This is a genomic window from Rhodococcus sp. PvR099 (assembly GCF_017833315.1).
Classification (GTDB): Bacteria; Actinomycetota; Actinomycetes; order Mycobacteriales; family Mycobacteriaceae; genus Rhodococcus_G; species Rhodococcus_G oryzae.
The window spans coordinates 245,640-266,886 of sequence record NZ_JAFIBV010000001.1 but is presented as its reverse complement, the minus strand read 5'-3'; the positions used below and the strand labels follow the sequence as shown (position 1 = coordinate 266,886).

Genomic DNA, 21,247 nt, shown 5'->3' with positions numbered 1-21,247 from the left:
GCGGCTCTAGTCCTCCTGCTTGACGAGCTCGTGTGCCCGTGCGCGCGCCCACCCGTCCGCGGCGAGCACATCCTCCACGGTAGCCGGTGGCGCGGTCCACTCGTCGCCACCAGCGAGAACGCGTTCGACGGTGCGCACGATCGCCGGGAACCGGACGATCCCGTCGAGGAACGCCTGCGCGACGACCTCGTTGGCCGCGTTGTAGACCGCGGTCAGGCAGCCGCCGGCCTTACCTGCCGCCCTGGCCAGGTCGACGGCCGGGAACACCGATGCGTCGAGCGGCTCGAACGTCCAGGTCGACGCGGTGGAGAAGTCGCAGGCCGCGGCGGCACCGGGTACCCGGTCCGGCCAGCCGAGCGCCAGCGCGATCGGCAGCTTCATGTCCGGCGGGCTGGCCTGGGCGAGGGTGGAGCCGTCGGTGAAGGTGGCCATCGAGTGCACGATCGACTGCGGGTGCACGGTGACGTCGATGCGGTCGTAGTCGATGCCGAACAGCAGGTGGGTCTCGATCAGTTCGAGGCCCTTGTTGACCAGGGTCGCCGAGTTGAGCGTGTTCATCGGGCCCATCGACCAGGTCGGGTGTGCGCCCGCCTGCTCGGGGGTGACGGCCTCGAGGGCGTCGGCGGTCCAGCCGCGGAACGGGCCCCCGGAGGCGGTGAGCACCAGCCGGTCCACCTCCTCGGCGCGCCCGCCGCGCAGGCACTGCGCAAGCGCCGAGTGCTCGGAGTCCACCGGCACGATCTGACCGGGCGCCGCCGCGGCGGTGACCAGCGGGCCGCCCGCGACGAGCGACTCCTTGTTCGCCAGCGCCAGTCGAGCGCCGGATTCGAGCGCCGCGAGCGTCGGTTCGAGGCCGAGGGAGCCGACGAGAGCGTTGAGCACCACGTCCGCCTCGGTGGTCCGGACCAGTTCGGTGACGGCGCCGGGGCCGCTGAGGGCGGGGCCGTCGAGACGGGCGGCAGCCTCGGGGTCGGCGACCGCGACCGCGCTCACCCCGGTCTCGCGGATCTGGCGGGCCAGCAGGTCGATGTTGCCGCCGCCCGCGGCCAGACCGACGACGGTGAACTTGTCGGGATTGGCCGCGATGACCTCGAGGGCCTGGGTGCCGATTGATCCGGTGCTGCCGAGCAGGAGCACGCGCGTAGGTTCTGCCACCCGTCCATTGTTCACGACGGCACCTGAGAAGAAGCTGACAGGACACCGATGCGGGGCGTCGAAGTGATACCTACGCGCGGCCTAACGGAAGGTGTCGGCGTTGGCCGCGGCCCACTGCGCGAAGGTCGTGGCCGGGCGTCCTGTGACCTCCGCGACCGTGGCGGTCGCCCGCTGCGGCGCACCGACCAGCGACGCGACGGCGGTCTCGAGGTAGAACCGGGCATTCACACCCATGACCGGCTCGAGGATCTCGACGGCCTCTTCGACCGGCACCCGGACGTACTCCACGGGCCGGCCCAGCACCGCGCCGAGTTCGTGCACCCGCTCGGCGCGCGAGAGGGCCGTCGGCCCGGTCAGCTCGTAGGTGCGGCCCTCGTGCCCACTGCCGAGCAGCACGGACGCGGCGACCCTGGCGATGTCGTCCATCGCGATCGGCGCGCTGACCACATCGGGGTACGGGTCGCGCACCTGTCCGGTGCGTCGCACCTGGTCACCCCACACGAGGTCGTTCTCGAGGAACTCCCCCGCCCACAGGTGTGTCCAGGCGATCCCGGACCGCTCGACGGCCGAGGTGACCGCGCCCCACCACGATTCGTGCTCCCCGGACAGGTCCACGATGTGCCGGACCCCGGCCTCGGCGGCCAGCGACACCACCTCCTCGACGGTGTCCGGGGTCGGCGCCAGGTACATCCTCTCCACCCCATCGAAGGCGGCGGGCAGCGACTCGGGCCTGCGCAGGTAGCCCTCGGCGACCTCGACGCCACTCGGCAGCATCGCCTTTCTGGGGTTGTTCGTCAGGGCCCGGACATCGGTTGCGCCTGCCGCCAGGAGGTGGTCGACGACCAGTCGGCCGATGTTCGCGGTGGATCCGGTCACCAGAATCGTCATGTAGTACACCGTACGGTTCAGGCCGCCACCCGGCCACCCTGCCAGGATGGCGGGTATGGATCTCGCCAGGCTGCAGACCGCGCGGCTGACCTACCCCGAGGTCGGCGGCACCCGCGCCGTGCTGCCCGACGGGTACCACCACGTGCACGAGAGCGCCGTCATCGGAGTCGGCGTCGAGGACTTCGAGCGGGCGAAACGCGTACTGCTGCAGTGGGACATGCACCGCCGCGCCGGACTGCGCGTGCGGGCCACCGACGATGAGGCCGTCGAGGGCGCCGTCGTGATCCTGCGGCTCGGACCGGGTCCGCTGGCCGTCACGGCGCCGTGCCGGGTGGTGTACCGGATAGACGAGCCGCGGCGGTCCGGCTTCGCCTACGGCACTCTGCCCGGACACCCCGAGCGCGGCGAGGAACGCTTCGCGATCGAGCTCGGCGAGGACGGCCGGGTGCGGGTGGTCATCGACGCCTTTTCGACCGGCGGCGGTGCGCTCACCCGGCTCTTCGGCCCGGCGAATCGGGTGGTGCAGCGGTTGATCACGCGCCGCTACCTCGACGCGTTCACGCGAGCTCCCCTGGCGCGCCGACCCAGCTAGGTACGACGCACGGTCGTATGCCACGATATGCAGGCACACGCACACCCGTACGAGCAGGAGGATCGACCGTGGCCACCGAGCTGGATCCCAGCGTGAACGAGCCCCTCGTCGCCGCACACGTCGACACGGCAGAAGTTCCGTCCGCAGCCTGGGGCTGGAGCGGCGAAGCGCCGCGACTGTTCCGCTTCCTTGGCTGGTTCTTCGCAGCCTTCCTGCTCGTCTACACGATCGGCAACCACGAGGGCAAGGTCGAGGACCTGTGGCTCGTCGGAATCTCCGCCGGCATGGTGTTCCTGCTCGTGCGCGACATCATCCGTCGCCGCAAGCCCCGGTAGCCAAACACTTTCCACAACGGCCGCGCCGCTCCCCTCGGAGCCGCGCGGCCGTTGTGCGTCGAGGCTCGGATAGTGTCCCGGGTGCGATGCGCGCCGGGGGGCGCGCGAACGGGGGGAATCCAATGAGCGTCGTCAACTGTCTACGGGCACTGCGGTTCGCACCGCCGTGGGCGGTCGGGGCCATGTGCGCCTTCATCACCTGCGCTCTCGCTGTGGCGCTTCTCGGCACCCTCGGCCTCGATGTAGGGATCGGCACGGTCGTGCTCGGCCTGGCGTTCGGGCTGGGCGCCGGGGTCGCCATCGCATTCAGCACCGTCCATCGCCGACGCCGCTATCGCGATACCGCGACGATGCGGACCTTTTTCGCGGCGATCGACACCGGCCGCCTCCCCGAGCACCTCGACCAGGAGCAGTGGGGATCGATGATCGGAAGCGAGATCACCGAGCGTACCCGCGCGCAATCCTCGTCATGGGCGTTCCTGATCCTGGCCGCGGGCCTCGTCGTCAACGCCGCCGTCAACGAACCCCGCTGGTTCTACGTCGCGACCGCGGTCTTCCTGCTGGGCCAGTTCGCGTGGATTCGGGTGTCCACCCCGCGAATCCTCGCCTCACTGACCTCACTCGCCGCGCAGGGCCAGGAACGCGGATACCCCGCGATCACCCAGTTCCGCTGAACGAGCTCAGTTCTCGGCGGCGAGCTGCCCGCAGGCCGCGGCGATCTCCTGGCCGCGGGTGTCACGGACGGTGCAGGACACGCCCTGCGCGACGACCCGGCGCACGAACTCACGCTCGACGTCCTTGGGGCTCGCGTCCCACTTGCTGCCCGGTGTCGGGTTCAACGGGATCAGGTTCACGTGCACTCGCGAGCCCAGCGCCTTGTGCAGCTTCTTGCCGAGCATGTCGGCGCGCCACGGCTGGTCGTTGATGTCCCGGATCAGCGCATACTCGATCGACACCCGGCGACCGGTCTGATCGGCGTAGTACTTGGCGGCGTCGAGCACCTCGGCGACAGTCCAGCGGTTGTTGACCGGGACCAGGGTGTCGCGCAGCTCGTCGTCCGGGGTGTGCAGCGACACCGCGAGCGTCACCGACAGCCCCTCGTCGGCGAGCTTGCGGATGGCGGGCGCCAGCCCGACCGTCGACACGGTCACCGAGCGCTGCGACAGCCCGAGGCCGTCCGGCGCGGGCGAGGTGATCCGCCGGACCGCGGCGACCACCCGCTTGTAGTTCGCGAGCGGCTCCCCCATACCCATGAAGACCACATTCGAGAGCCGGCCCTCGCCACCCGCGACGTCGCCGTCCCGCATCGCCGCGGCCGCCGAGCGGACCTGATCCACGATCTCGGCGGTGGAGAGGTTCCTGGTCAGTCCGGCCTGGCCGGTCGCGCAGAACGGGCACGCCATCCCGCAGCCGGCCTGGCTGGAGATGCACAGCGTCGCGCGGTCCGGGTAGCGCATGAGCACGCTCTCGAGCAGCGTGCCGTCGTTCGCCTTCCACAGCGTCTTGCGGGTGGTGCCGTCGTCGCATGCGACGTGCTTGACCGCGGTGAGCAGCGTCGGGAATAGCGCCTCACTCACCTTCTCGCGCACCGACGCGGGCAGGTCCGTCATCTTCTCGGGATCGGCCTCGAGCCGGCCGTAGTACTGACGGGCCAGCTGATCCGCCCGGAATCCGGGCAGGCCCAGCTCCTGAACGGCCGCCTTCCTGCCCTCGGAGTCGAGGTCGGCGAGGTGCGTCGGCGGCATGCCGCGACGCGGAGCGTTGAACACGAGCGGGACTGAAACGGCCATAGTGTGCTCCAGTGTCCCATCCGGCACCCGCGACATGCGAATTCTCGTCGCGATGCGCGTGCAATCACACATCCGGTGCGAAATGATCGGGGCATGGCGCACAGCGACGGACCCAACCCGGACGACCTGAGCGACGACCCGCGTGGTGCGACCCAGCCGGCGCCCGCCGCCGAGCCGCCGGTGGACCCCGCCCAGGCCGCACTCGATCGGCACACCAGCCTCGGGCATACCAAGGCAGCCGCCACCTGGACCGGCCTGGTCATCGGCGTCCTGGTCCTGATCTTGCTGCTGGTGTTCATCCTGCAGAACCTCGACAAGGTCGGGCTCAAGCTGTTCTTCTGGGAGTTCTCGCTGCCGCTCGGCGTGAGCCTGTTGCTGGCCGCGATCGCGGGCGCGCTGATCATGGCCCTCGCGGGCGGCGTCCGCATCGTGCAGATCCGCCGGTTGGCGAAGAAGGCCAGTTCCACCACCCACTGACCCGCCTGTGCGACGGCGCACATTACTTACGCAAACTGGCTCGGCACCCCCGGCGAGAGGACGATGAAAGACGTCGTCCCGATCATCGGAGGAGTTGCTGTGACCATTCACGCGGAGCGTCGAGGGGTTGCCGCCCCACCCGATCTCGCCCGGTCCTGGCTGCTGGTGCCCGCCACCAAGCCCGAGGCTTTCACACCACCCGCCGAATCCGGGGTGGACGCGGTGATCCTCGACCTCGAGGACGCGGTGTCCCCGCCCGCCAAGCCCGCGGCCCGCGCCCGGGTGGTCGAGTGGCTCAGCCGCGGCGGCAGCGCCTGGGTCCGCATCAACGACGCCACCACGCCCTACTGGGCCGACGACCTCGCGGCCCTCGCGGCGGCTCCCGGCCTGGCCGGGGTGATGCTCGCCAAGACCGAGAGCGGCAACCAGGTCGACGCGACCGCGGACCGGCTGCCCGAGGGCACCCGCATCCTCGCGTTGATCGAATCGGCGATGGGCCTGGAGGCCGCGCCCGAGATCGCCAGGGCGGACGGGGTGTTCCGGCTCGCGTTCGGCAGCGGCGACTTCCGCCGCGACACCGGCATGAGCGACGACCCGATGGCGATGGCGTACCCGCGGTCCCGCCTCGTCGTCGCCAGCCGCGCGGCCCGGCTCACCGGACCGATCGACGGCCCGACCATCAGCACGAACGAGACCGTCCTGCAACGCGATTCGGCGCTCACCGCGTCCATGGGGCTGACCGGCAAGCTCTGCATGCACCCCGATCAGGCCCTCGCGGTCAATCGGGCGCTGAGCCCGAGCCAGGACGATGTCGTCTGGGCACGAGATGTGATCGCCGAACTCGGCGAGGACGGCGAACACGTGCGTGACGGCAGCGACCTGCCGCGCCTGGCCAAGGCGAAGAAGGTCGCGGACCTCGCCAGGTCGTTCGGCCTGGACTAGGCCCCGGCTCCGCGATTCGCCGAACACGGCCCAGGTCCCGATCGCGGGACCTGGGCCTTTTCGGTGAATCCGCGCGGGCTCGAGTGGTGTCGCCGCGACAACCCGTGGTGTCGTCGCGGCCGCAGGCACCGTCGTCATGCCCAAAACTCCCCAAGAACGCCCCATTGCGTCGCATCTCCAAAATCTTCTTCGCGAGCATAAGATCGCCTTGACCTGCATATTTATCAATTTCGCATCACAGTGACACCACTGTGATGCCAGAAGTGACACCCCACCCCTTGTGCCGACACCCGAGTGGTGTCATAGTGGTGTCATGAACCTGACAAGATACGTCGACGAGCTACAGCACCAGCTCGCCACCGCAGCCGCCGCAGGCGGCGACGAGGCACGTGAGCTCGCCGACCGCCTGACCGCCCCGCTCGACGCCGCCGTCCGACTCGTGCTGCTCGAGGCGCTCTCGACAGCGGCGAACGAGATCACGGCCGAGCTCGCCCCCGGGTCCGTCGACGTGCGCCTCCAGGGCCGTGACCCGGAGTTCGTCGTCACTCCCCCGCCGGCCTCGGCATTCGACAACGCAGAGCCCGCGACGGCGGAGCCCGCGCTGCCCACGCCCCTCGACCCCGACGACGTCAGCACGTCCCGCACCACGCTCCGCCTCCCCGACCAGCTCAAGGCCCAGGTCGAGGCGGCGGCGGCCCGTGAGGGCGTATCCCTCAACACCTGGCTCGTGCGCGCGGTCGCGGCCGCTGTTCAGCCCGCCGCACCGTCCCGCGCAACAGCACGCACCTCCAGCACCGCCGGTCGGCTGACCGGCTGGGTGCGCTGATCTAACACCCCGAACCCCAGACCCGCGCCCCGCCCACAGGGGCCGACACCACACCCCGAGGACACACCATGCCTATTTTCGCGACCCCAGAATCGATCACCGTCGCCGTCGATATCGCCGCAGGCGCCGTCAACCTCGTCGCCAGCGATCGCGCCGACACCGTGGTCACCGTCCGCCCCAACGACCCGAACAAGTCCGGCGATGTCAAGGCCGCCGAGGAGACCCGCATCGACTTCCACGACGGCACCCTCACCGTGCAGACGAACACCAGGTGGAAATACCTCACCAAGTCCGCCGTCGACATCACGATCGAGCTCCCGACCGGTTCCGCCCTGCAGGGCGGCGCGCTCGGCCCCCTGTTCGCCCAGGGTCGGCTCGGCGCCTGCTCGTTCACGAGCCGCGCGGGCGACGTCCGGATCGACGAGGCCGGCCGGCTCGACCTCCGCGCGACGGCGGGCTCCGTCGTCGTGGGACGCGCCCTCGGCTCCAGCGAGATCGTCGTCACCGCAGGCGGCGTGCGCATCCGCGAGCTCGACGGAGACGCCAGCATCAAGAACCCGAACGGCCCCACCGAGATCGGCCAGTCCACCGGGATCCTGCGGGTGAACGGTGCCCACGGGCCCATCACGATCGAGCGGTCGCTCGGTGACACCACTGCCCGGTCCGCGCACGGAAACATCCGCGTCGAGCAGGCCATCAGCGGCCGGGTCCAGCTCGAGAGCTCGACCGGCGCGATCGAGGTCGGGGTGCCCGAGGGCACGGCCGCCTGGCTCGACGCCACCGCGCAGCACGGCAAGGTCCGCAACCTCCTGCACGACGCCACGGGCCCCGACGAGAACGACAGGACCGTCGAGGCACGAATCAGCAGCACCTACGGCGACATCGTCGTCCGACGTCCGCACGCCTGAACCGAGCCCCAACAACCCACCATCGAAGGAGAACCCATGACCACCACCGTCCGCGGTCCCGCGATCGAGGTCGCCGGTCTGCGCAAGTCGTACCGGTCGAAGGCAGGCGAGCAGCTCGTGCTCGACGGCGTCGACCTGATCGTCCCTGCCGGCTCCGTGACCGCCCTGCTCGGCCCCAACGGGGCAGGCAAGACCACCGCCGTCGGCGTGATGTCCACCTTGCTCGCCGCCGACTCGGGCACGGTCCGCGTCGCGGGCCACGACGTGGCGAGTGAGCCCGAGGCGGTGCGCGCGTCCATCGGCGTGACCGGCCAGATCACCGCCGTCGACGAGCTGCTCAACGCCACCGAGAACCTGCGGCTCATGGCCGACCTCAACCACCTCGGCCGCACCGAGGGACGCCGCCGGATCACCGACCTGCTCGAGCGCTTCGACCTCGCCGACGCCGCGCGCAAGCCCGTGGCGACCTTCTCCGGCGGCATGAAACGCAAGCTCGACCTCGCGATGACGCTCGTCGGCGCACCGTCCGTGGTGTTCCTCGACGAGCCGACGACGGGCCTCGACCCGCGCAGCCGTCGAGTCCTGTGGGACGAGGTGCGGACGCTCGTCGCCGCGGGCACCACGATCCTGCTCACCACGCAGTACCTCGAGGAGGCCGACAAGCTCGCCGACTCGGTCGCCGTTCTGAACGAAGGCCGCATCGTCGCCGAGGGGACGCCCGCCGAACTCAAGGCCGCGCACGACACCGGCTCGCTCGACGACGTGTTCCTCGCCCTCACCGAGCCCCCCACCGAGACCGAGAACGACCCCGCCACCACCGAGGAGAACGTCCGATGACCACCATCGCCACCACCGCTCCCGCCACCCTGCGCTCGCGCCCGGCGACGGATGTCCTCACCATGCTGCGGCGCAACCTCCTTCGCGCGGTGCGCTACCCGGGGCTCACCATGTTCCTCGTCGCCGGCCCGCTGGTGATGCTCGTGCTGTTCGTGTACATCTTCGGCGGCGCCCTCGGCGCAGGCGTCATGCCAGGGGTCGCCCCCGGTGCCGACGGGCGAGCGGCGTACCTGGACTACATCACGCCCACCCTGTTCATCCTCACCATCGTCGGCGCGGGACAGTCCGTGGCCATCAGCGCCGCCATGGACGCCGCGAGCGGGATCATGGCGCGGTTCAAGACCATGGCGATCTCGCCGGGGTCCGTGCTCTCCGGGCAGGTGCTCGGCACGGTGCTCCAGTCGCTGGCAGCGCTCGTCCTCGTGCTCGGCGCCGCACTCGCGATGGGCTACCGTCCCGACGCCGACGTGCTCGACTGGGCCGCGCTCCTGGGTCTGTTCGTGCTGCTGGGCCTCGCCCTCAGCTGGCTGTGCGTCGCCATGGGGCTGAACGCTCGCAGCGTGGAGACGGCCAGCAATACCCCGATGATCCTGCTGCTGCTGCCCTTCCTCGGTAGCGGGTTCGTGCCGGTCGAGACCATGCCGACGGCGGTGCGCTGGTTTGCGGAGTACCAGCCGTTCACGCCGATCATCGAGACCGTGCGCGGGCTGCTCGCCGGCGGCGCGGGGCTCGAGGGAGCGGTGGTTGCGCAGGCCGTCGGCTGGACCGTGGCGATCGGCGTCGCCGGATACGCATGGGCGCGCTCGCTCTACCGCCGCGAGCGTCGCCTCTGAACCATCCACGAGCTGTCAGGGTCACACCGGGGAATCTCCCGGAGTGGCCCTCACAGCTCGTTGGTGGAGGGGATCGGTTGGGTCGCGAACCGGTCAGCGCGCGGCATCGATCTCCTCGCGGCGCAGGGCGATGATGCGGGTGAGCACCTGCGGCGGCAGCGGCCGGTCCGCGGTGAACCTGATCGTGCCCTTCGAGAGCGAGTAGCCGCCCAGCTCGGGCGCGACCGCCTCGACGACCGCCGCGCTGAACGGGAACACCGACAGGTGCGTGGCCGCGGCGCGCACGGCGAGCAGCGGCTTGTCCCGGTAGCGCAACGCCGGCATGCCGTAGCTCACGCCCTCGGTCGCGTCGGGGGCCAGTTCCAGCACGCGCACCCGGATGCCGTCGAGCAACGACCGCTCGGGTTCGTCGAGCGTCGCCAGATAATCGGTCAGCTCAGCCATCGGGCCATCATGCCCCCGCCCGGCGGTCTCGGGCAGGCGGATCGACTCAATACAGCAATCCGGCGGGCGCGCGCCTGGTGTGGATCCGGTAGCCGACCTCGAGCGACAGTCCCGGGGTCTGCGCATAGGCGCGCTGCGCGATCTTTCCGCTGAACTCGATCCCGAGCACGGCGCGCAGGGACCCCCTGCTGTCGAACTCCCACCGGGTCCGCACCCGCGAGAGCTCGAATCCCTGTGCGGCGAAGAAGGACTCGACCCCGGCCGGGTCGTAGTGCGGCAGGTCCGTGCGCATCCACTCGCCGTACGGGCCGACGGTGGCGTCCAGGTCGACCACCGCGAGCACTCCCCCTGGCCGCAGGACCCGCATTGATTCGATGATGCCCGGCCCGCAGCCCGCGCCGAAGAAGTACGCGGTCCGCGCGTGCACGATGTCCACGGAGTTCTCGGGCAGCGGGATCCGCTCGGCGGAGCCCGCCAGCACCGTGACGGTGTCGAGTCCCGCCGTGCGCCTGCGCGCCCGGTCGACCAGCGGTGGGTGCGGCTCGACGCCGACCACCGACCGGGCCCCCGCCGCGAAAACCGGTAGGTGGAAACCGGTGCCGCAGCCGAGGTCCAGCACGTCGCGCCCGGCCCAGTCCGCGACCCGCCGCAACTCCGCGAAGACGGCGCCGTCGGCGTCCTGGGCGCGGTTCTCCACCTCGTAGACGTCCGGCCAGTGCCAGATGTTGGGGCTCGGGATCGGTGCCGTCACGACTGCGCTCGCACGGTCACAGCAGCGCGGTGAACACCAGCCAGGTGACGAACGCGGACGGCAGCAGCGAGTCCAGCCGGTCCATGATCCCGCCGTGCCCTGGCAGCAGCGTGCCCATGTCCTTGATGCCGAGCTCGCGCTTGACCTGCGACTCGATCAGGTCGCCGGTGGTGGCCACCAGGACCAGCACGACGCCGAGCACCACACCGACCACCGCGTCGGCATCGAGGATGAGGGTGACGGTGAGGACCGAGCCGATCACACAGAAGAGCAGGGAACCGGCGAAGCCCTCCCAGGACTTCTTCGGGCTGATCGCGGGCACCATCGGGTGCTTGCCGAACAGCACACCCGCCGCGTAGCCGCCGACGTCGGAGCACACCACCCCGATGATCAGGCAGAAGATCCGTCCCGGACCGTCCTCCTGACGCACCATCAGCGTCGCGAACGAGGCAAGCAGCGGGATCCACGCGGCGACGAAGACCGCGACACCGGTGTCGCGGAGGAAGTTCTGCGGGGTGGCCTTCAGCCCGCCCTGCAGCAGTCGCCACACCATGCACACGAGCACTGTGCCTGCGAACCCACCGAGTACGCCGGTGGTGCCGTACGGCCAGCCCAGCCAGATCGTGGCCTGCCCACCGAGCAGCAGCGGGACGAACGGGACCGCGATCCCGCCCTCGCGCAGCCGCTTGGTGACCTCCCACGTCGCGACGGCCATGGCGGCCGCCACGATGGCGAAGAACAGGTTCGGGACGTAGAGCAGCGCGACGACGAGCATCGCCCCGAGTCCAACGCCGACCCCGATCGCCGCGGGCAGGTCGCGTCCTGCCTTGGCGTTCACGGCCGCGGCGGCGCCCTGGGGCGCCGAGCCTTCGGTTGACACTAAACCTCCAGCAATTCAGCTTCCTTGTGCTTCACAAGTTCGTCGATGTGCGCCACATACTTGGCGGTGGTCTTGTCGAGTTCCTTCTCGGCGCGCCCGACCTCGTCCTCGCCCGCGTCGCCGTCCTTCTGGATGCGCGAGAGCTCGTCCATCGCCTTGCGGCGGACGTTGCGGATGGAGACCTTGGCGTCCTCGCCCTTGCCCTTCGCCTGCTTGACGAACTCGCGGCGACGTTCCTCGGTCAGCTGCGGCACCGAGATGCGGATGATGCTGCCGTCGTTGCTGGGGTTGAGCCCCAGGTCCGAGTTGCGGATCGCGGTCTCGATCGGACCGAGCTGCGCGGCCTCGTAGGGCTTGATGATGACCATCCGCGCCTCGGGCACGTTGATGCTCGCCAGCTGGGTGATCGGCGTGATCGACCCGTAGTACTCGATCACGATCCGGTTGAACATGCCCGGGTTCGCCCGGCCGGTGCGGATTCCGCCGAGGTCCTCCTTGGCCACCGCGACGGCCTTCTCCATCTTCTCCTCGGCGTCGAAGAGAGCTTCATCAATCACGGTGTTCCTCCAGGCTCGGCGGGTGCGGTGGGATGGTTCATGACTTGACGAGTGTTCCGATCTTCTCACCGGCCACCGCGCGCGCGATGTTCCCCTCGGTGAGCAGGTTGAACACCAACATCGGCATCTGGTTGTCCATGCACAGGCTGAACGCGGTGGCGTCGGCCACCTTCAGTCCCTGCTCGATGACCTCGCGGTGGGTGATGTCGGTGTACATGGTCGCGTCCGGGTCCTCGCGCGGATCCGCGGTGTAGACGCCGTCGACGGCCTTGGCCATCAGCACGACCTCTGCCCCGATCTCGAGGGCGCGCTGCGCGGCCGTCGTGTCGGTGGAGAAGTACGGCATGCCCATGCCGGCACCGAAGATGACGACGCGGCCCTTCTCGAGGTGCCTGCGCGCCCGCAGCGGCAGGTACGGCTCGGCGACCTGGCCCATGGTGATGGCGGTCTGCACGCGGGTGGCGACGCCCTGCTTCTCGAGGAAGTCCTGCAGCGCAAGGCAGTTCATCACGGTGCCGAGCATGCCCATGTAGTCGGACCGGGACCGGTCCATGCCGCGCTGCTGCAGTTCGGCGCCGCGGAAGAAGTTGCCGCCGCCGATGACGACCGCGACCTGCACGCCGGAGTTGACGACATCGGCGATCTGCTCAGCCACGGTCTGCACCACGTCGGGGTCCAGTCCGACCTCGCCACCACCGAACATCTCGCCACCGAGCTTGAGGAGGACGCGCTTGAAGCCGTCCCGTCGGGGCGCGGAATCGGTCGGTGCGGGTTCGGTCATGGCTCTCCTCGATCGTCGGTGCCGCGCTGGGCGGTGTGTGGCCAGCATGAATGGGCCACCCGGTGTTCTGGCCACAGATGACCACTCCATCCTGCCTTATCCACCCCCGCGAACGGCGCCCGGGGCCGACGACGCGCGCGGCACACGCAGAAAGGCCCCGCACCCGGAAACCGGGGCGGGGCCTTTCGGTGGAGCTGGTGCCGTCTAGCTGGCGCCGACCTCGAACCGCGCGAAGCGGGTGATGGTCACGCCGGCCTCGTCGAGAAGGGCCTTGACGGTCTTCTTCGAGTCGGTGACGGACGACTGCTCGGTGAGCACGACATCCTTGAAGAAGCCGTTGACACGGCCCTCGACGATCTTGGGGAGTGCAGCCTCGGGCTTGCCCTCCTCCTTGGCGGTCTCCTCGGCGACGCGGCGCTCGGCCTCGACGATCTCCGCGGGGACCTCGTCACGGGTGACGTACTTCGCCTTGAGCGCGGCGACCTGCATGGCGGCGGCGCGAGCGGCCTCCGCAGCGGCGTCGCCCTCGCCCTGGTACTCGACCAGGACGCCGACGGCGGGCGGCAGGTCGGCACTGCGCTTGTGCAGGTAGGTCGCGACCGGGCCGTCGAACGCGACGACGCGACGCAGCTCGAGCTTCTCGCCGATCTTCGCGGACAGCGCCGCGACGAGCTCGTCAGCGGTCTGGTCGCCCGCGGAGGCGGCCTTGAGTGCGTCGAGGTCGGCAGGCTTGGCGGCGGCGGCCGCGGTGACGACCTTGTCCGCGAGCTCCTGGAACTCGGCGTTCTTGGCGACGAAGTCGGTCTCGCAGTTGAGCTCGACCATGACGCCGTCCTTGGCGACGACCAGGCCCTCGGCCGTGGTGCGCTCGGCGCGCTTGCCCACGTCCTTGGCGCCCTTGATGCGGAGCAGCTCGACGGCCTTGTCGAAGTCGCCGTCCGTCTCGGCAAGCGCGTTCTTGCAATCCATCATTCCGGAGCCGGTGAGCTCGCGGAGCCGCTTCACGTCAGCGGCGGTGTAGTTCGCCATTGGGGGCGAGCCTCCTTGAGTGAGATTCGATGCCTGGGGTGGAGCATGAAGTGAAGCGGCCCTGACCTTGGAAGGTCAGGGCCGAGTCACTAGGCCTGCGGGGCCTCGGCTGCGGGAGCCTCGGTCGCCTCGGCTGCGGGAGCCTCAGCTGCGGGAGCCTCGGCTGCTGCCTCCGCCTCGGCGGCGGGGGCGGCCTGCGAGAGCAGCTCCTGCTCCCACTCGGCGAGCGGCTCGGCGCCGGCCTCGGGCTTCGCGTCGTCCGCGGAACCGCGGCCCGCGCGGGCCTGCAGGCCCTCGGCCACCGCGGAGGCGACGACCTTGGTCAGCAGAGCGGCGGAGCGGATCGCGTCGTCGTTACCCGGGATCGGGTAGTCGACCAGGTCGGGATCGCAGTTGGTGTCCAGGATCGCGATGACCGGGATGTTCAGCTTGCGGGCCTCGGAGACCGCGAGGTGCTCCTTGTTGGTGTCGACGACCCAGATGGCCGACGGGACCTTGGCCATGTCCCGGATGCCACCGAGGGTGCGGTCGAGCTTGGTCATCTCACGCGTGAGCATGAGGATTTCCTTCTTGGTGCGACCCTCGAAGCCACCGGTCTGCTCCATCGCCTCGAGATCCTTGAGACGCAGCAGACGCTTGTGGACGGTGGTGAAGTTGGTCAGCATGCCGCCGAGCCAGCGCTGGTTCACGTAGGGCATGCCCACGCGGGTCGCCTCTTCGGCGATGGACTCCTGCGCCTGCTTCTTGGTGCCGACGAAGAGGACGGTGCCGCCGTGGGCAACGGTCTCCTTGACGAACTCGTACGCCTTGTCGATGTACGTGAGGGTCTGCTGCAGGTCGATGATGTAGATGCCGTTGCGGTCCGTGAGGATGAAACGCTTCATCTTCGGGTTCCAGCGACGGGTCTGGTGCCCGAAGTGGGTACCACTGTCGAGCATCTGCTTCATGGTTACGACAGCCATGGCTGTGTACCTCTTTCATAGCCGGTTGACGCAGGCGATCGGTGATCCCTGCCCTGGCGCCCGCCAGCCCCCGGACCTGCACGAGTGCAGGACCAGCCGGAGGCCGCTGTTCATGCGCGGGCGCGCGAAGTCGGACTGTGCGTGCACAGACCGCATGGACAGTGTACGGGCTGACACCAGCAGGTCATAACCAGCGCTGTGGACAGCCGATCTGTCCACAGATCGCCCGACGCGGCCCCGGCGGCGACCCGGCGTGGCCCAGGGTGAAGTGATGCGGATCCTGACCGTTCTCGGATTGTGCGCGATCGTCCTGCTCGGTGGTCCGTCACCGAGCACGGCCGCGCCCGACGGCTACTCCTGGCCGCTGCGTCCGCGCCCGGCGCTCGCGCGGGCCTTCGACCCACCCGAACACGACTGGCTGCCCGGGCACCGCGGCGTCGACCTGGTCGGCAGCCCCGGCCAGGCGGTGCTCGCGGCGGGCGAGGGGGTGGTGGCGTTCGCGGGCGTGGTGGCGGGCAAGCCGGTGGTCTCGATCGATCACCCCGGCGGGCTGCGGACCACCTACGAGCCGGTCCGCGCGGCGGTCGCCGTCGGCGGGCGGGTGGGGCGCGGAACGCCGCTCGGCACCCTGGAGCCCGGACATCCCGGGTGCGGGACGTGCCTGCACTGGGGGCTGCGGCGGGGCCGCGAGTACCTCGACCCGCTCGGCCTGGTGCGCACGGCGCCGGTCCGGCTCAAGCCGCTGGGCGCGGAGGGCAGGCGGAACTAGCTCCACTCGGCGACGGCATGCCTGCCCGAGGAAGCCGGGAAGTCGTCGGCGACCATCGCCGCGAGCTCGACGAAGGCCCGTCGGGTGGCGGGCCGGAGCAGGTTGAGGTCGATCTCGGCGCCCTCGGCCAGGTGCTCGTCGAAGGGCACCACCTGCACGGCCCGGCACCGGGCGAGGAAGTGCCTGCTCAACTCGTCGAGATCGATCGTCGACGCGCCCGGCCGGGCCGAACTGATCACCACGACCGTCCGTTCGACCAGGTGCCCGTAGCCGTGATGTTGCAGCCAGTCCAGGGTGGCCGCGGCGCTGCGGGCACCGTCGATCGCGGGTGAGCTCACCAGCACGAGCGAATTGGCAAGCTGCAGAACGCCGTTCATCGCCGAGTGCATGATGCCGGTGCCGCAGTCGGTGAGGATGATGTTGTAGTACACCTGCAGGATGTCGATGACCGACCGGTAGTCGGCCTCGCTGAACGCCTCCGACATGGCCGGATCCTGTTCGCTGGCCAGCACCTCCAGCCGACTCTCGGCCTGCGAGGTGTGCCTGCGTACATCGGAGTAGCGGCGCAGGTTCGGCGCGTCGGCGAGCAGATCGCGCACCGTCGAGGCGGTCTGCAGCGGGACCCGGGTCGCCAGGGTGCCCATGTCCGGGTTCGCGTCCACCGCGATCACCTGGTCCCCGCGCATCGAGGCGAAGGTCGAACCGAGCCCGACCGTGGTGGTGGTCTTGCCGACTCCGCCCTTGAGCGAGAGGAACGCGATCCGGTAGTCACCTCGGATCGGCTGGTTGATCCGCTCGACAAGCGCCTGCAGTCGCTGTTCCTCGCCGGACTGACCGGGGTTGATGACCCCGCCGGAGATGCGGTGCACGGCAGCGCGCCAGCCGGCATCGGGGGCACGTCGCGGCCGCTTGAGCAGCGCCCCGGCGACCAGGTCCCGGTTGGTGGGCTGGTGCGGCGGCGCCGGTGGGCGGATCGGCTCGGTCCAGGTCTGCTCGACCGGGGCGGGTTCGGGCTGTGCCCAGTCGGGTTCGACGGCGCGGTTGGGCCCGGTCCACGTTTCCTGAGGGCAGGCGGCCGGCACAGCGGGCGCCGCTGGTGCGGCGGGGGCGGCTGTCGACCACGCGGGCACGGCGGCGGGCGGCGCACTCCGATCCGTCCAGGCCGGCTCCTCCGCGGGCGCGGCGGCTCCCTGCAGCCAGGCCGGCGTCGAATGATCGCGGTTCACAATTCCCCCGAATGTGTGGCAGATCTGCGGGTTCGACCCGCAGCAGTCTGGGCGAGGCTACCAAGTGGAGCCTGGACATCGCCCCCCCGCCGGGGAGAAACATCGGTGACAGGCAACCACAGGAGGCAAGCCATGTCCGGATTGGTTCGCAAGAGTTTCGATTCACCCGAGGAGACCCGCCCGTTCGCGGACGGCAAGGGCAAGATCGATCTGGTCGACCTCGCAGGCGGAGCGGTCGGGCGTGGGGTTTTCGAACCCGGCTGGAAGTGGTCCGACCACGTCAAGCCGATCGCCAAGACCGACAGCTGCCAGGCGGCCCACGTGGGCTACTGCGTCTCTGGACGCATGGTCGTGGTCATGGATGACGGCGAACGGCAGGAGTTCGGTCCCGGCGACGTGATGATCGCCCCGCCCGGTCACGACGCGTGGGTGGTCGGCGACGAGGCCTGCATCCTGGTGGACTGGCAGGGCTTCGCCGACTACGCGAAGCAGTAACCGCCGTCAGGCCCGTGGGTGCGCCTGATCGTGCACCGCGCGCAACCGCGCCACCGACACGTGGGTGTAGAGCTGCGTGGTGGCCAGGCTGCTGTGCCCGAGCAACTCCTGCACCACCCGCAGATCGGCGCCGCCCTCGAGCAGGTGGGTCGCCGCCGAGTGCCGCAGCCCGTGCGGGCCGAGGCTCGGCGCGCCGGGCACCGCCTCGAGGACCTCGTGCACGACGCTCCTGGCCTGCCGCTGATCGATCCGGCCACCGCGCCGGCCGAGCAGCAGCGCCCGGCCGGAGCGCTCGTTCACCAGCGCGGGGCGTCCCGACGTCAGCCAGGCGTCGACGGCGGCGGCCGCCGGTCCCCCGAACGGCACCGAGCGCTGCTTGTTGCCCTTGCCCAGCACCAGGAGCACCCGGCGTTCGAGGTCGACGTCGTCGAGGTCGAGGCCGCACAGCTCCCCGACCCGGATTCCGCTGGCGTACAGCAACTCCACGATAAGCCGGTCCCGCACCGCGATCGGTTCGAGCTGCGCCGCACCGGATTCCGCGGCCTGCATGGCCTCCGCCGCCTGGCCCTGGCGCAACACGGCAGGCAGGGTGCGGTGGGCCTTGGGCGCGACGAGGCGGACGCCGGGATCGCGCGGGATCCGGCGGGTGCGGGTCAGCCAGGAGGTGAACGTGCGGGCGGCCGCGGTTCGGCGGGCCAGGGTGGTGCGCGCCACCCCCGCCGACGCCTGCGCCGACAGCCAGGACCGCAACGCCCGGAGGTCGATGTCCTCGAGATCCGCCTCCGGCGAGGCGGCCGCGACGTGCGCGAGCAGCGACCGCGCATCGGCCAGATACGCCCGGACCGTGTGCTCGGACCGGCCGCGCTCGAGCGACAGGTACTCGCCGTAGGCGTCGAGGTGCGACGCCAACCGCGTTGGCACCTCGCCCGGTTCCTGCCGCTTCGCATGCGAACTCATGTTCGCACCGTCTCCCCCGGACGGGAATAAATCAAGCACCCGCGCCGCTGGGTCCCTCATGTGAGCCGAACCATTCCGATCCCGATGCTGTTGATCCTCGCCCTGCTGTCCGCGATCGCGCCGCTCGCGACGGACATGTACCTGCCGGGCCTGCCCGCGCTCGGCGAGGACCTCGGCACCTCGGCCTCGACGGTCCAGCTCACCCTGACCACCTTCATGGCGGGCCTCGGCATCGGCCAGCTGATCATCGGCCCGCTCTCCGACGTATGGGGGCGGCGCAAGCTGCTCATCGGCGGCACCATCGTCTGCGCGATCAGCGGCGTGGCCTGCGCGCTCGCACCATCGGCGGAGGTGCTCATCGGCGCCCGACTGCTGCAGGGCCTCAGCGGCGGCGCGGGAATCGTGTTGGCGCGCGCGGTGATCGCCGACCGGGCCAAGGGCGACAACGCCGCAAAGCTGTTCAGCATCATGATGATCATCGGCGGCGTCGCCCCCGTGCTGGCCCCACTGATGGGCGGCGCGTTGCTCGGACCGATCGGCTGGCGCGGCATCTTCTGGGTGCTCGCCGCGGCCTCCGTGGTGATGCTCGTCGGCGTGCTCACGCTGGTGCCCGAGACGCTGCCCGTCGAACGAAGGCACGGCGGCGGACTCTCGGCTCTCGCGCACAACATGCGGTACGTGACCGGCAACCCCCGCTACGTCGGGTACGCGCTGACGTTCATGTTCGGATTCGGCGCGCTGTTCTCCTACATCTCCGCCTCCCCCTTCGTGGTCCAGGACGTGCTCGGCCTGACCCCCGGTCAGTTCTCGATCGTGTTCGGCGTCAACTCGATCGGCATCGTCGCGGGCAGCATCGTCAACACGAGACTGATCGGGCGGTTCCACGCCCACCAGCTGCTGAGGTTCGGGGTGTCGATGCTGCTCATCGCAGGCACCCTGCTGCTGCTCGAGGTGACCGTCGGCGCCACCGCGACCGCGGTCGTGCTGCCCCTGCTGTTCCTGGTGACCACCAGCCTCGGATTCATCATGGGCAACGCCACCGCGCTCGGGCAGTCCGAGGTGACGGCCGCCGCGGGCACCGGGTCCGCGCTGATGGGCGCGGGCCAGTTCGGCCTGGCGGCGCTGATCTCGCCGCTGGTCGGCGGGTCCGCGCTGGGGATGTCGATCGGCATCGTGGTCTGCGCGGTCGCGGCGATGACGGCGCTGCTCACCCTTGGCAGGCCGGCAAAGCCGGCGGACACGGGTGCCGACGTCGCGGCGGCCCGGGTCTAGACCGACGGCGTGACGCGCCCGGCGTCGACTACACCGTCTGGGACCCGGTGTCCGCGATGATGATCCGGTGAGCAACCGCAACGGGACGGGCAGCAGGTTCCTGGCACTGGTCGCCGCGCTGGCCGTGTTCGGGCTGGCCGCGGGGGTGCTCGGCGCGATCGGTTGGCGCCACGCGACCCCGTACGCCGACTACTCACCCACGGAGCCGAACGGCCGCCTTGGCGTGCGGACGATCTACTACGGGTTCATGTACTTCCCCGGCCCGCCGTGGCTCCCGGCGCTGCTGATCTTCCCGGCCGTCGGTGCGACGATGCTGGCCGCCGTCGGTGCGCTGGTGGGGTTGTCCGGCTGGCGGTTGGTCCGCCGCGGGGGCGACGGCCGAGGACCGTTGTTCGCGGTCTTCGTGATCTGCGGCCTGGTCTACGGCGCGATCGTCGCGCTCGTCGGCGGCATCCATCCGCCCCAACTGGGCCAGCCCTTCGCGCTGGACCGAACACCGACCGGCGATCCCACCACCGCATCACTGCCGTGGCACGTCGACCTCGGACCGACCTGGCTCAGCTTCCCCGCCATCGGCCTCGCGCTGGGCCTGATCATCGCGATAACGCTCAGCGGCACCGGGATTCGTCTGGTTCGCCGCGGTGCGCCGGTCCCCGTCGGCTAACGCGGGCGTTCCGGGTTCTCGGTGGCCGCGAGCTCCGATTTCCACACCCGGAACCCCTCCTCGGTGCGGCCGCGTCGCCAGTAGCCGGAGATCGACGCCCATTCGGCGGCGACCCCGCGCTCCTTGCGGATGTAGGCGCGCAGACCGTGCATCACGGCATGCGCCTCGCCGTGGATGAACACGTGTGGCTGCCCGGGCAACCACGGCACGGCCTTGACCGCATCGATCAGCGGCGCGTTGTCGCCCGCCCGGTCGTCGCCCACCTCGTCGGCGGCGCCGCCGCGGTGCACCCAGGTGACCTGCACTGGCGCGGGCGATGGCAGGGGCACCTCGTCGTCCGGGCCCGCGACCTCGAGCACCACCCGCGCCACCGCGTCCGCGGGCAGCGCCGCGACCGCCGCCGCGACCGCGGGGATGGCCGATTCGTCGCCTGCGAGCAGGTGCCAGTCGGCGTCCGCGCGCGGCGCATAGGCCCCGCCGGGCCCGTACAGTCGCACGCTCTCCCCCGGCTGGGCGGACGCCGCCCACGGTGCGGCCACTCCCTCGTCGCCGTGCACCACGAAATCGATGGCGACCTCGCGGTTTTCGTCGTCCACGGAGCTCACCGTGTAGGTGCGCAGCACCTGATCATCGTCCGGCCCGAAAATCAGCTTGACGTAGGCGTCGGTGAAGTCGTTGGGGACGAACTCCTCGAATCCGGGGTCGCCGAGGAAGACGCGCACCAGGTGCGGGGTCAGCCGCTCGGTGCGCGAGACCGTGAGTGTGGTGATTCGCCTGGCCATTCCGACACCTCTCGCTAGTTAGCGTTACCTAACACAGTACCGGCTGACTCGAGATGGATGGCGTGATTCCCCTCTCGTTCGGCCACGGCCTGAGA

Annotated in this window: 26 protein-coding genes; 13 read left to right on the top strand and 13 right to left on the bottom strand. The window is 70.3% G+C overall.

Annotation, left to right across the window (positions count from 1 at the left end):
- Window positions 1–6: 6 nt before the first annotated feature.
- Both dxr and JOE46_RS01350 read right to left on the bottom strand, forming a co-directional pair.
- Window positions 7–1,155, bottom strand: coding sequence for a 1-deoxy-D-xylulose-5-phosphate reductoisomerase (dxr, locus tag JOE46_RS01355; RefSeq protein WP_257017554.1), 1,149 nt, complete (start codon window positions 1,153–1,155; stop codon window positions 7–9).
- 81 nt (window positions 1,156–1,236) lie between these two features.
- Entirely contained in the window at window positions 1,237–2,043 is an 807-nt protein-coding gene (locus tag JOE46_RS01350) for an NAD(P)H-binding protein (RefSeq protein WP_209925981.1), read from the bottom strand.
- Between the two features lie 46 nt (window positions 2,044–2,089).
- Here JOE46_RS01350 and JOE46_RS01345 point away from each other — a divergent pair, with 46 nt between their 5' ends.
- From JOE46_RS01345 to JOE46_RS01335, 3 genes are all read left to right on the top strand, one after another.
- Window positions 2,090–2,635 carry a DUF1990 family protein gene (locus JOE46_RS01345; RefSeq protein WP_245220888.1) on the top strand — a complete coding sequence of 182 codons (546 nt, stop codon included), beginning with the start codon at window positions 2,090–2,092 and terminating at the stop codon, window positions 2,633–2,635.
- Window positions 2,636–2,703: 68 nt separating this feature from the next.
- Window positions 2,704–2,970 (top strand): DUF2631 domain-containing protein, encoded by a 267-nt coding sequence (locus JOE46_RS01340; protein ID WP_223263706.1) that lies wholly within the window; start codon window positions 2,704–2,706, stop codon window positions 2,968–2,970.
- A 122-nt stretch (window positions 2,971–3,092) separates the two neighbouring features.
- On the top strand, window positions 3,093–3,644 hold the full coding sequence (locus tag JOE46_RS01335) for a hypothetical protein (protein ID WP_209925979.1): 552 nt from the start codon (window positions 3,093–3,095) through the stop codon (window positions 3,642–3,644).
- A 6-nt stretch (window positions 3,645–3,650) separates the two neighbouring features.
- Here JOE46_RS01335 and rlmN read toward each other — a convergent pair whose 3' ends face one another.
- Window positions 3,651–4,760 carry a 23S rRNA (adenine(2503)-C(2))-methyltransferase RlmN gene (rlmN, locus tag JOE46_RS01330; protein WP_097212703.1) on the bottom strand — a complete coding sequence of 370 codons (1,110 nt, stop codon included), beginning with the start codon at window positions 4,758–4,760 and terminating at the stop codon, window positions 3,651–3,653.
- Window positions 4,761–4,853: 93 nt separating this feature from the next.
- On the opposite strand from rlmN, the gene JOE46_RS01325 reads away from it, so the two are divergent.
- From JOE46_RS01325 to JOE46_RS01300, 6 genes are all read left to right on the top strand, one after another.
- Window positions 4,854–5,237: a lipopolysaccharide assembly protein LapA domain-containing protein gene (locus JOE46_RS01325; RefSeq protein ID WP_097212702.1), complete on the top strand. Its 384-nt coding sequence runs from the start codon at window positions 4,854–4,856 to the stop codon at window positions 5,235–5,237.
- Between the two features lie 105 nt (window positions 5,238–5,342).
- Complete coding sequence (locus JOE46_RS01320; RefSeq protein WP_374102911.1) at window positions 5,343–6,179, top strand: CoA ester lyase; 837 nt, start codon at window positions 5,343–5,345, stop codon at window positions 6,177–6,179.
- A 313-nt stretch (window positions 6,180–6,492) separates the two neighbouring features.
- Complete coding sequence (locus JOE46_RS01315; RefSeq protein WP_097212700.1) at window positions 6,493–7,005, top strand: YlcI/YnfO family protein; 513 nt, start codon at window positions 6,493–6,495, stop codon at window positions 7,003–7,005.
- Between the two features lie 68 nt (window positions 7,006–7,073).
- Window positions 7,074–7,913, top strand: a complete 840-nt coding sequence (locus JOE46_RS01310; protein ID WP_097212699.1) for a DUF4097 family beta strand repeat-containing protein — start codon at window positions 7,074–7,076, stop codon at window positions 7,911–7,913.
- Window positions 7,914–7,949: 36 nt separating this feature from the next.
- Window positions 7,950–8,750 (top strand): ABC transporter ATP-binding protein, encoded by an 801-nt coding sequence (locus JOE46_RS01305; protein WP_209925974.1) that lies wholly within the window; start codon window positions 7,950–7,952, stop codon window positions 8,748–8,750.
- Entirely contained in the window at window positions 8,747–9,583 is an 837-nt protein-coding gene (locus JOE46_RS01300) for an ABC transporter permease (RefSeq protein ID WP_097212697.1), read from the top strand. Before JOE46_RS01305 ends, JOE46_RS01300 begins: the two co-directional genes overlap by 4 nt.
- 93 nt (window positions 9,584–9,676) lie before the next feature.
- On the opposite strand, the gene JOE46_RS01295 is transcribed toward JOE46_RS01300, so the two are convergent.
- The 7 genes from JOE46_RS01295 to rpsB all read right to left on the bottom strand — a co-directional run bounded on the left by JOE46_RS01295 (window position 9,677) and on the right by rpsB (window position 14,987).
- Window positions 9,677–10,027, bottom strand: coding sequence for an iron chaperone (locus tag JOE46_RS01295; RefSeq protein WP_209925972.1), 351 nt, complete (start codon window positions 10,025–10,027; stop codon window positions 9,677–9,679).
- Between the two features lie 46 nt (window positions 10,028–10,073).
- The gene (locus tag JOE46_RS01290; protein ID WP_209925970.1) at window positions 10,074–10,778 is read right to left on the bottom strand and encodes a class I SAM-dependent methyltransferase; all 705 of its coding nucleotides are present in this window, start codon (window positions 10,776–10,778) and stop codon (window positions 10,074–10,076) included.
- Between the two features lie 16 nt (window positions 10,779–10,794).
- Entirely contained in the window at window positions 10,795–11,658 is an 864-nt protein-coding gene (locus tag JOE46_RS01285) for a phosphatidate cytidylyltransferase (protein WP_257017551.1), read from the bottom strand.
- Window positions 11,658–12,215, bottom strand: coding sequence for a ribosome recycling factor (frr, locus tag JOE46_RS01280; RefSeq protein WP_097212693.1), 558 nt, complete (start codon window positions 12,213–12,215; stop codon window positions 11,658–11,660). The genes JOE46_RS01285 and frr overlap by 1 nt, the downstream gene beginning before the upstream one ends.
- Before the next feature lie 37 nt (window positions 12,216–12,252).
- Window positions 12,253–12,996: a UMP kinase gene (gene pyrH, locus JOE46_RS01275; protein WP_077041244.1), complete on the bottom strand. Its 744-nt coding sequence runs from the start codon at window positions 12,994–12,996 to the stop codon at window positions 12,253–12,255.
- A gap of 204 nt (window positions 12,997–13,200) precedes the next feature.
- Window positions 13,201–14,025 carry a translation elongation factor Ts gene (tsf, locus tag JOE46_RS01270; protein WP_077041243.1) on the bottom strand — a complete coding sequence of 275 codons (825 nt, stop codon included), beginning with the start codon at window positions 14,023–14,025 and terminating at the stop codon, window positions 13,201–13,203.
- 89 nt (window positions 14,026–14,114) lie between these two features.
- Window positions 14,115–14,987: a 30S ribosomal protein S2 gene (gene rpsB / locus JOE46_RS01265; protein WP_209925968.1), complete on the bottom strand. Its 873-nt coding sequence runs from the start codon at window positions 14,985–14,987 to the stop codon at window positions 14,115–14,117.
- Window positions 14,988–15,258: 271 nt separating this feature from the next.
- Between rpsB and JOE46_RS01260 the strand changes: the two genes are divergently transcribed.
- A complete protein-coding gene (locus JOE46_RS01260; RefSeq protein WP_209925966.1) occupies window positions 15,259–15,756 on the top strand; it encodes a M23 family metallopeptidase in 498 nt (165 codons plus the stop codon).
- Here the strand turns inward: JOE46_RS01260 and JOE46_RS01255 are convergent.
- Window positions 15,753–16,730 (bottom strand): MinD/ParA family protein, encoded by a 978-nt coding sequence (locus JOE46_RS01255; protein WP_307861339.1) that lies wholly within the window; start codon window positions 16,728–16,730, stop codon window positions 15,753–15,755. The genes JOE46_RS01260 and JOE46_RS01255 overlap by 4 nt on opposite strands.
- Window positions 16,731–17,114: 384 nt before the next feature.
- On the opposite strand from JOE46_RS01255, the gene JOE46_RS01250 reads away from it, so the two are divergent.
- Complete coding sequence (locus tag JOE46_RS01250) at window positions 17,115–17,477, top strand: cupin domain-containing protein (RefSeq protein WP_209925964.1); 363 nt, start codon at window positions 17,115–17,117, stop codon at window positions 17,475–17,477.
- A gap of 6 nt (window positions 17,478–17,483) precedes the next feature.
- Here JOE46_RS01250 and JOE46_RS01245 read toward each other — a convergent pair whose 3' ends face one another.
- On the bottom strand, window positions 17,484–18,434 hold the full coding sequence (locus JOE46_RS01245; protein ID WP_209925962.1) for a tyrosine recombinase XerC: 951 nt from the start codon (window positions 18,432–18,434) through the stop codon (window positions 17,484–17,486).
- A gap of 84 nt (window positions 18,435–18,518) precedes the next feature.
- Here JOE46_RS01245 and JOE46_RS01240 point away from each other — a divergent pair, with 84 nt between their 5' ends.
- Both JOE46_RS01240 and JOE46_RS01235 read left to right on the top strand, forming a co-directional pair.
- On the top strand, window positions 18,519–19,706 hold the full coding sequence (locus JOE46_RS01240) for a multidrug effflux MFS transporter (RefSeq protein ID WP_209928897.1): 1,188 nt from the start codon (window positions 18,519–18,521) through the stop codon (window positions 19,704–19,706).
- A gap of 67 nt (window positions 19,707–19,773) precedes the next feature.
- Window positions 19,774–20,370 carry a hypothetical protein gene (locus JOE46_RS01235; protein ID WP_209925960.1) on the top strand — a complete coding sequence of 199 codons (597 nt, stop codon included), beginning with the start codon at window positions 19,774–19,776 and terminating at the stop codon, window positions 20,368–20,370.
- On the opposite strand, the gene JOE46_RS01230 is transcribed toward JOE46_RS01235, so the two are convergent.
- Window positions 20,367–21,152 carry a siderophore-interacting protein gene (locus JOE46_RS01230; protein ID WP_209925958.1) on the bottom strand — a complete coding sequence of 262 codons (786 nt, stop codon included), beginning with the start codon at window positions 21,150–21,152 and terminating at the stop codon, window positions 20,367–20,369. The genes JOE46_RS01235 and JOE46_RS01230 overlap by 4 nt on opposite strands.
- Between the last annotated feature and the right edge of the window lie 95 nt (window positions 21,153–21,247).

Bases quoted from the DNA above. Each gene is read 5' to 3' on its own strand.
- JOE46_RS01240 (WP_209928897.1), top strand. From the start codon at position 18,519: ATGCTGTTGATCCTCGCCCTGCTGTCCGCGATCGCGCCGCTCGCGACG.
- JOE46_RS01325 (WP_097212702.1), top strand. From the start codon at position 4,854: ATGGCGCACAGCGACGGACCCAACCCGGACGACCTGAGCGACGACCCG.
- JOE46_RS01315 (WP_097212700.1), top strand. From the start codon at position 6,493: ATGAACCTGACAAGATACGTCGACGAGCTACAGCACCAGCTCGCCACC.
- JOE46_RS01310 (WP_097212699.1), top strand. From the start codon at position 7,074: ATGCCTATTTTCGCGACCCCAGAATCGATCACCGTCGCCGTCGATATC.
- JOE46_RS01230 (WP_209925958.1), bottom strand. From the start codon at position 21,152: ATGGCCAGGCGAATCACCACACTCACGGTCTCGCGCACCGAGCGGCTG.
- rpsB (WP_209925968.1), bottom strand. From the start codon at position 14,987: ATGGCTGTCGTAACCATGAAGCAGATGCTCGACAGTGGTACCCACTTC.
- JOE46_RS01350 (WP_209925981.1), bottom strand. From the start codon at position 2,043: ATGACGATTCTGGTGACCGGATCCACCGCGAACATCGGCCGACTGGTC.
- JOE46_RS01300 (WP_097212697.1), top strand. From the start codon at position 8,747: ATGACCACCATCGCCACCACCGCTCCCGCCACCCTGCGCTCGCGCCCG.
- pyrH (WP_077041244.1), bottom strand. From the start codon at position 12,996: ATGACCGAACCCGCACCGACCGATTCCGCGCCCCGACGGGACGGCTTC.
- JOE46_RS01245 (WP_209925962.1), bottom strand. From the start codon at position 18,434: ATGAGTTCGCATGCGAAGCGGCAGGAACCGGGCGAGGTGCCAACGCGG.
- JOE46_RS01260 (WP_209925966.1), top strand. From the start codon at position 15,259: ATGCGGATCCTGACCGTTCTCGGATTGTGCGCGATCGTCCTGCTCGGT.
- tsf (WP_077041243.1), bottom strand. From the start codon at position 14,025: ATGGCGAACTACACCGCCGCTGACGTGAAGCGGCTCCGCGAGCTCACC.
- rlmN (WP_097212703.1), bottom strand. From the start codon at position 4,760: ATGGCCGTTTCAGTCCCGCTCGTGTTCAACGCTCCGCGTCGCGGCATG.
- JOE46_RS01335 (WP_209925979.1), top strand. From the start codon at position 3,093: ATGAGCGTCGTCAACTGTCTACGGGCACTGCGGTTCGCACCGCCGTGG.
- JOE46_RS01250 (WP_209925964.1), top strand. From the start codon at position 17,115: ATGTCCGGATTGGTTCGCAAGAGTTTCGATTCACCCGAGGAGACCCGC.
- JOE46_RS01345 (WP_245220888.1), top strand. From the start codon at position 2,090: ATGGCGGGTATGGATCTCGCCAGGCTGCAGACCGCGCGGCTGACCTAC.
- JOE46_RS01305 (WP_209925974.1), top strand. From the start codon at position 7,950: ATGACCACCACCGTCCGCGGTCCCGCGATCGAGGTCGCCGGTCTGCGC.
- JOE46_RS01295 (WP_209925972.1), bottom strand. From the start codon at position 10,027: ATGGCTGAGCTGACCGATTATCTGGCGACGCTCGACGAACCCGAGCGG.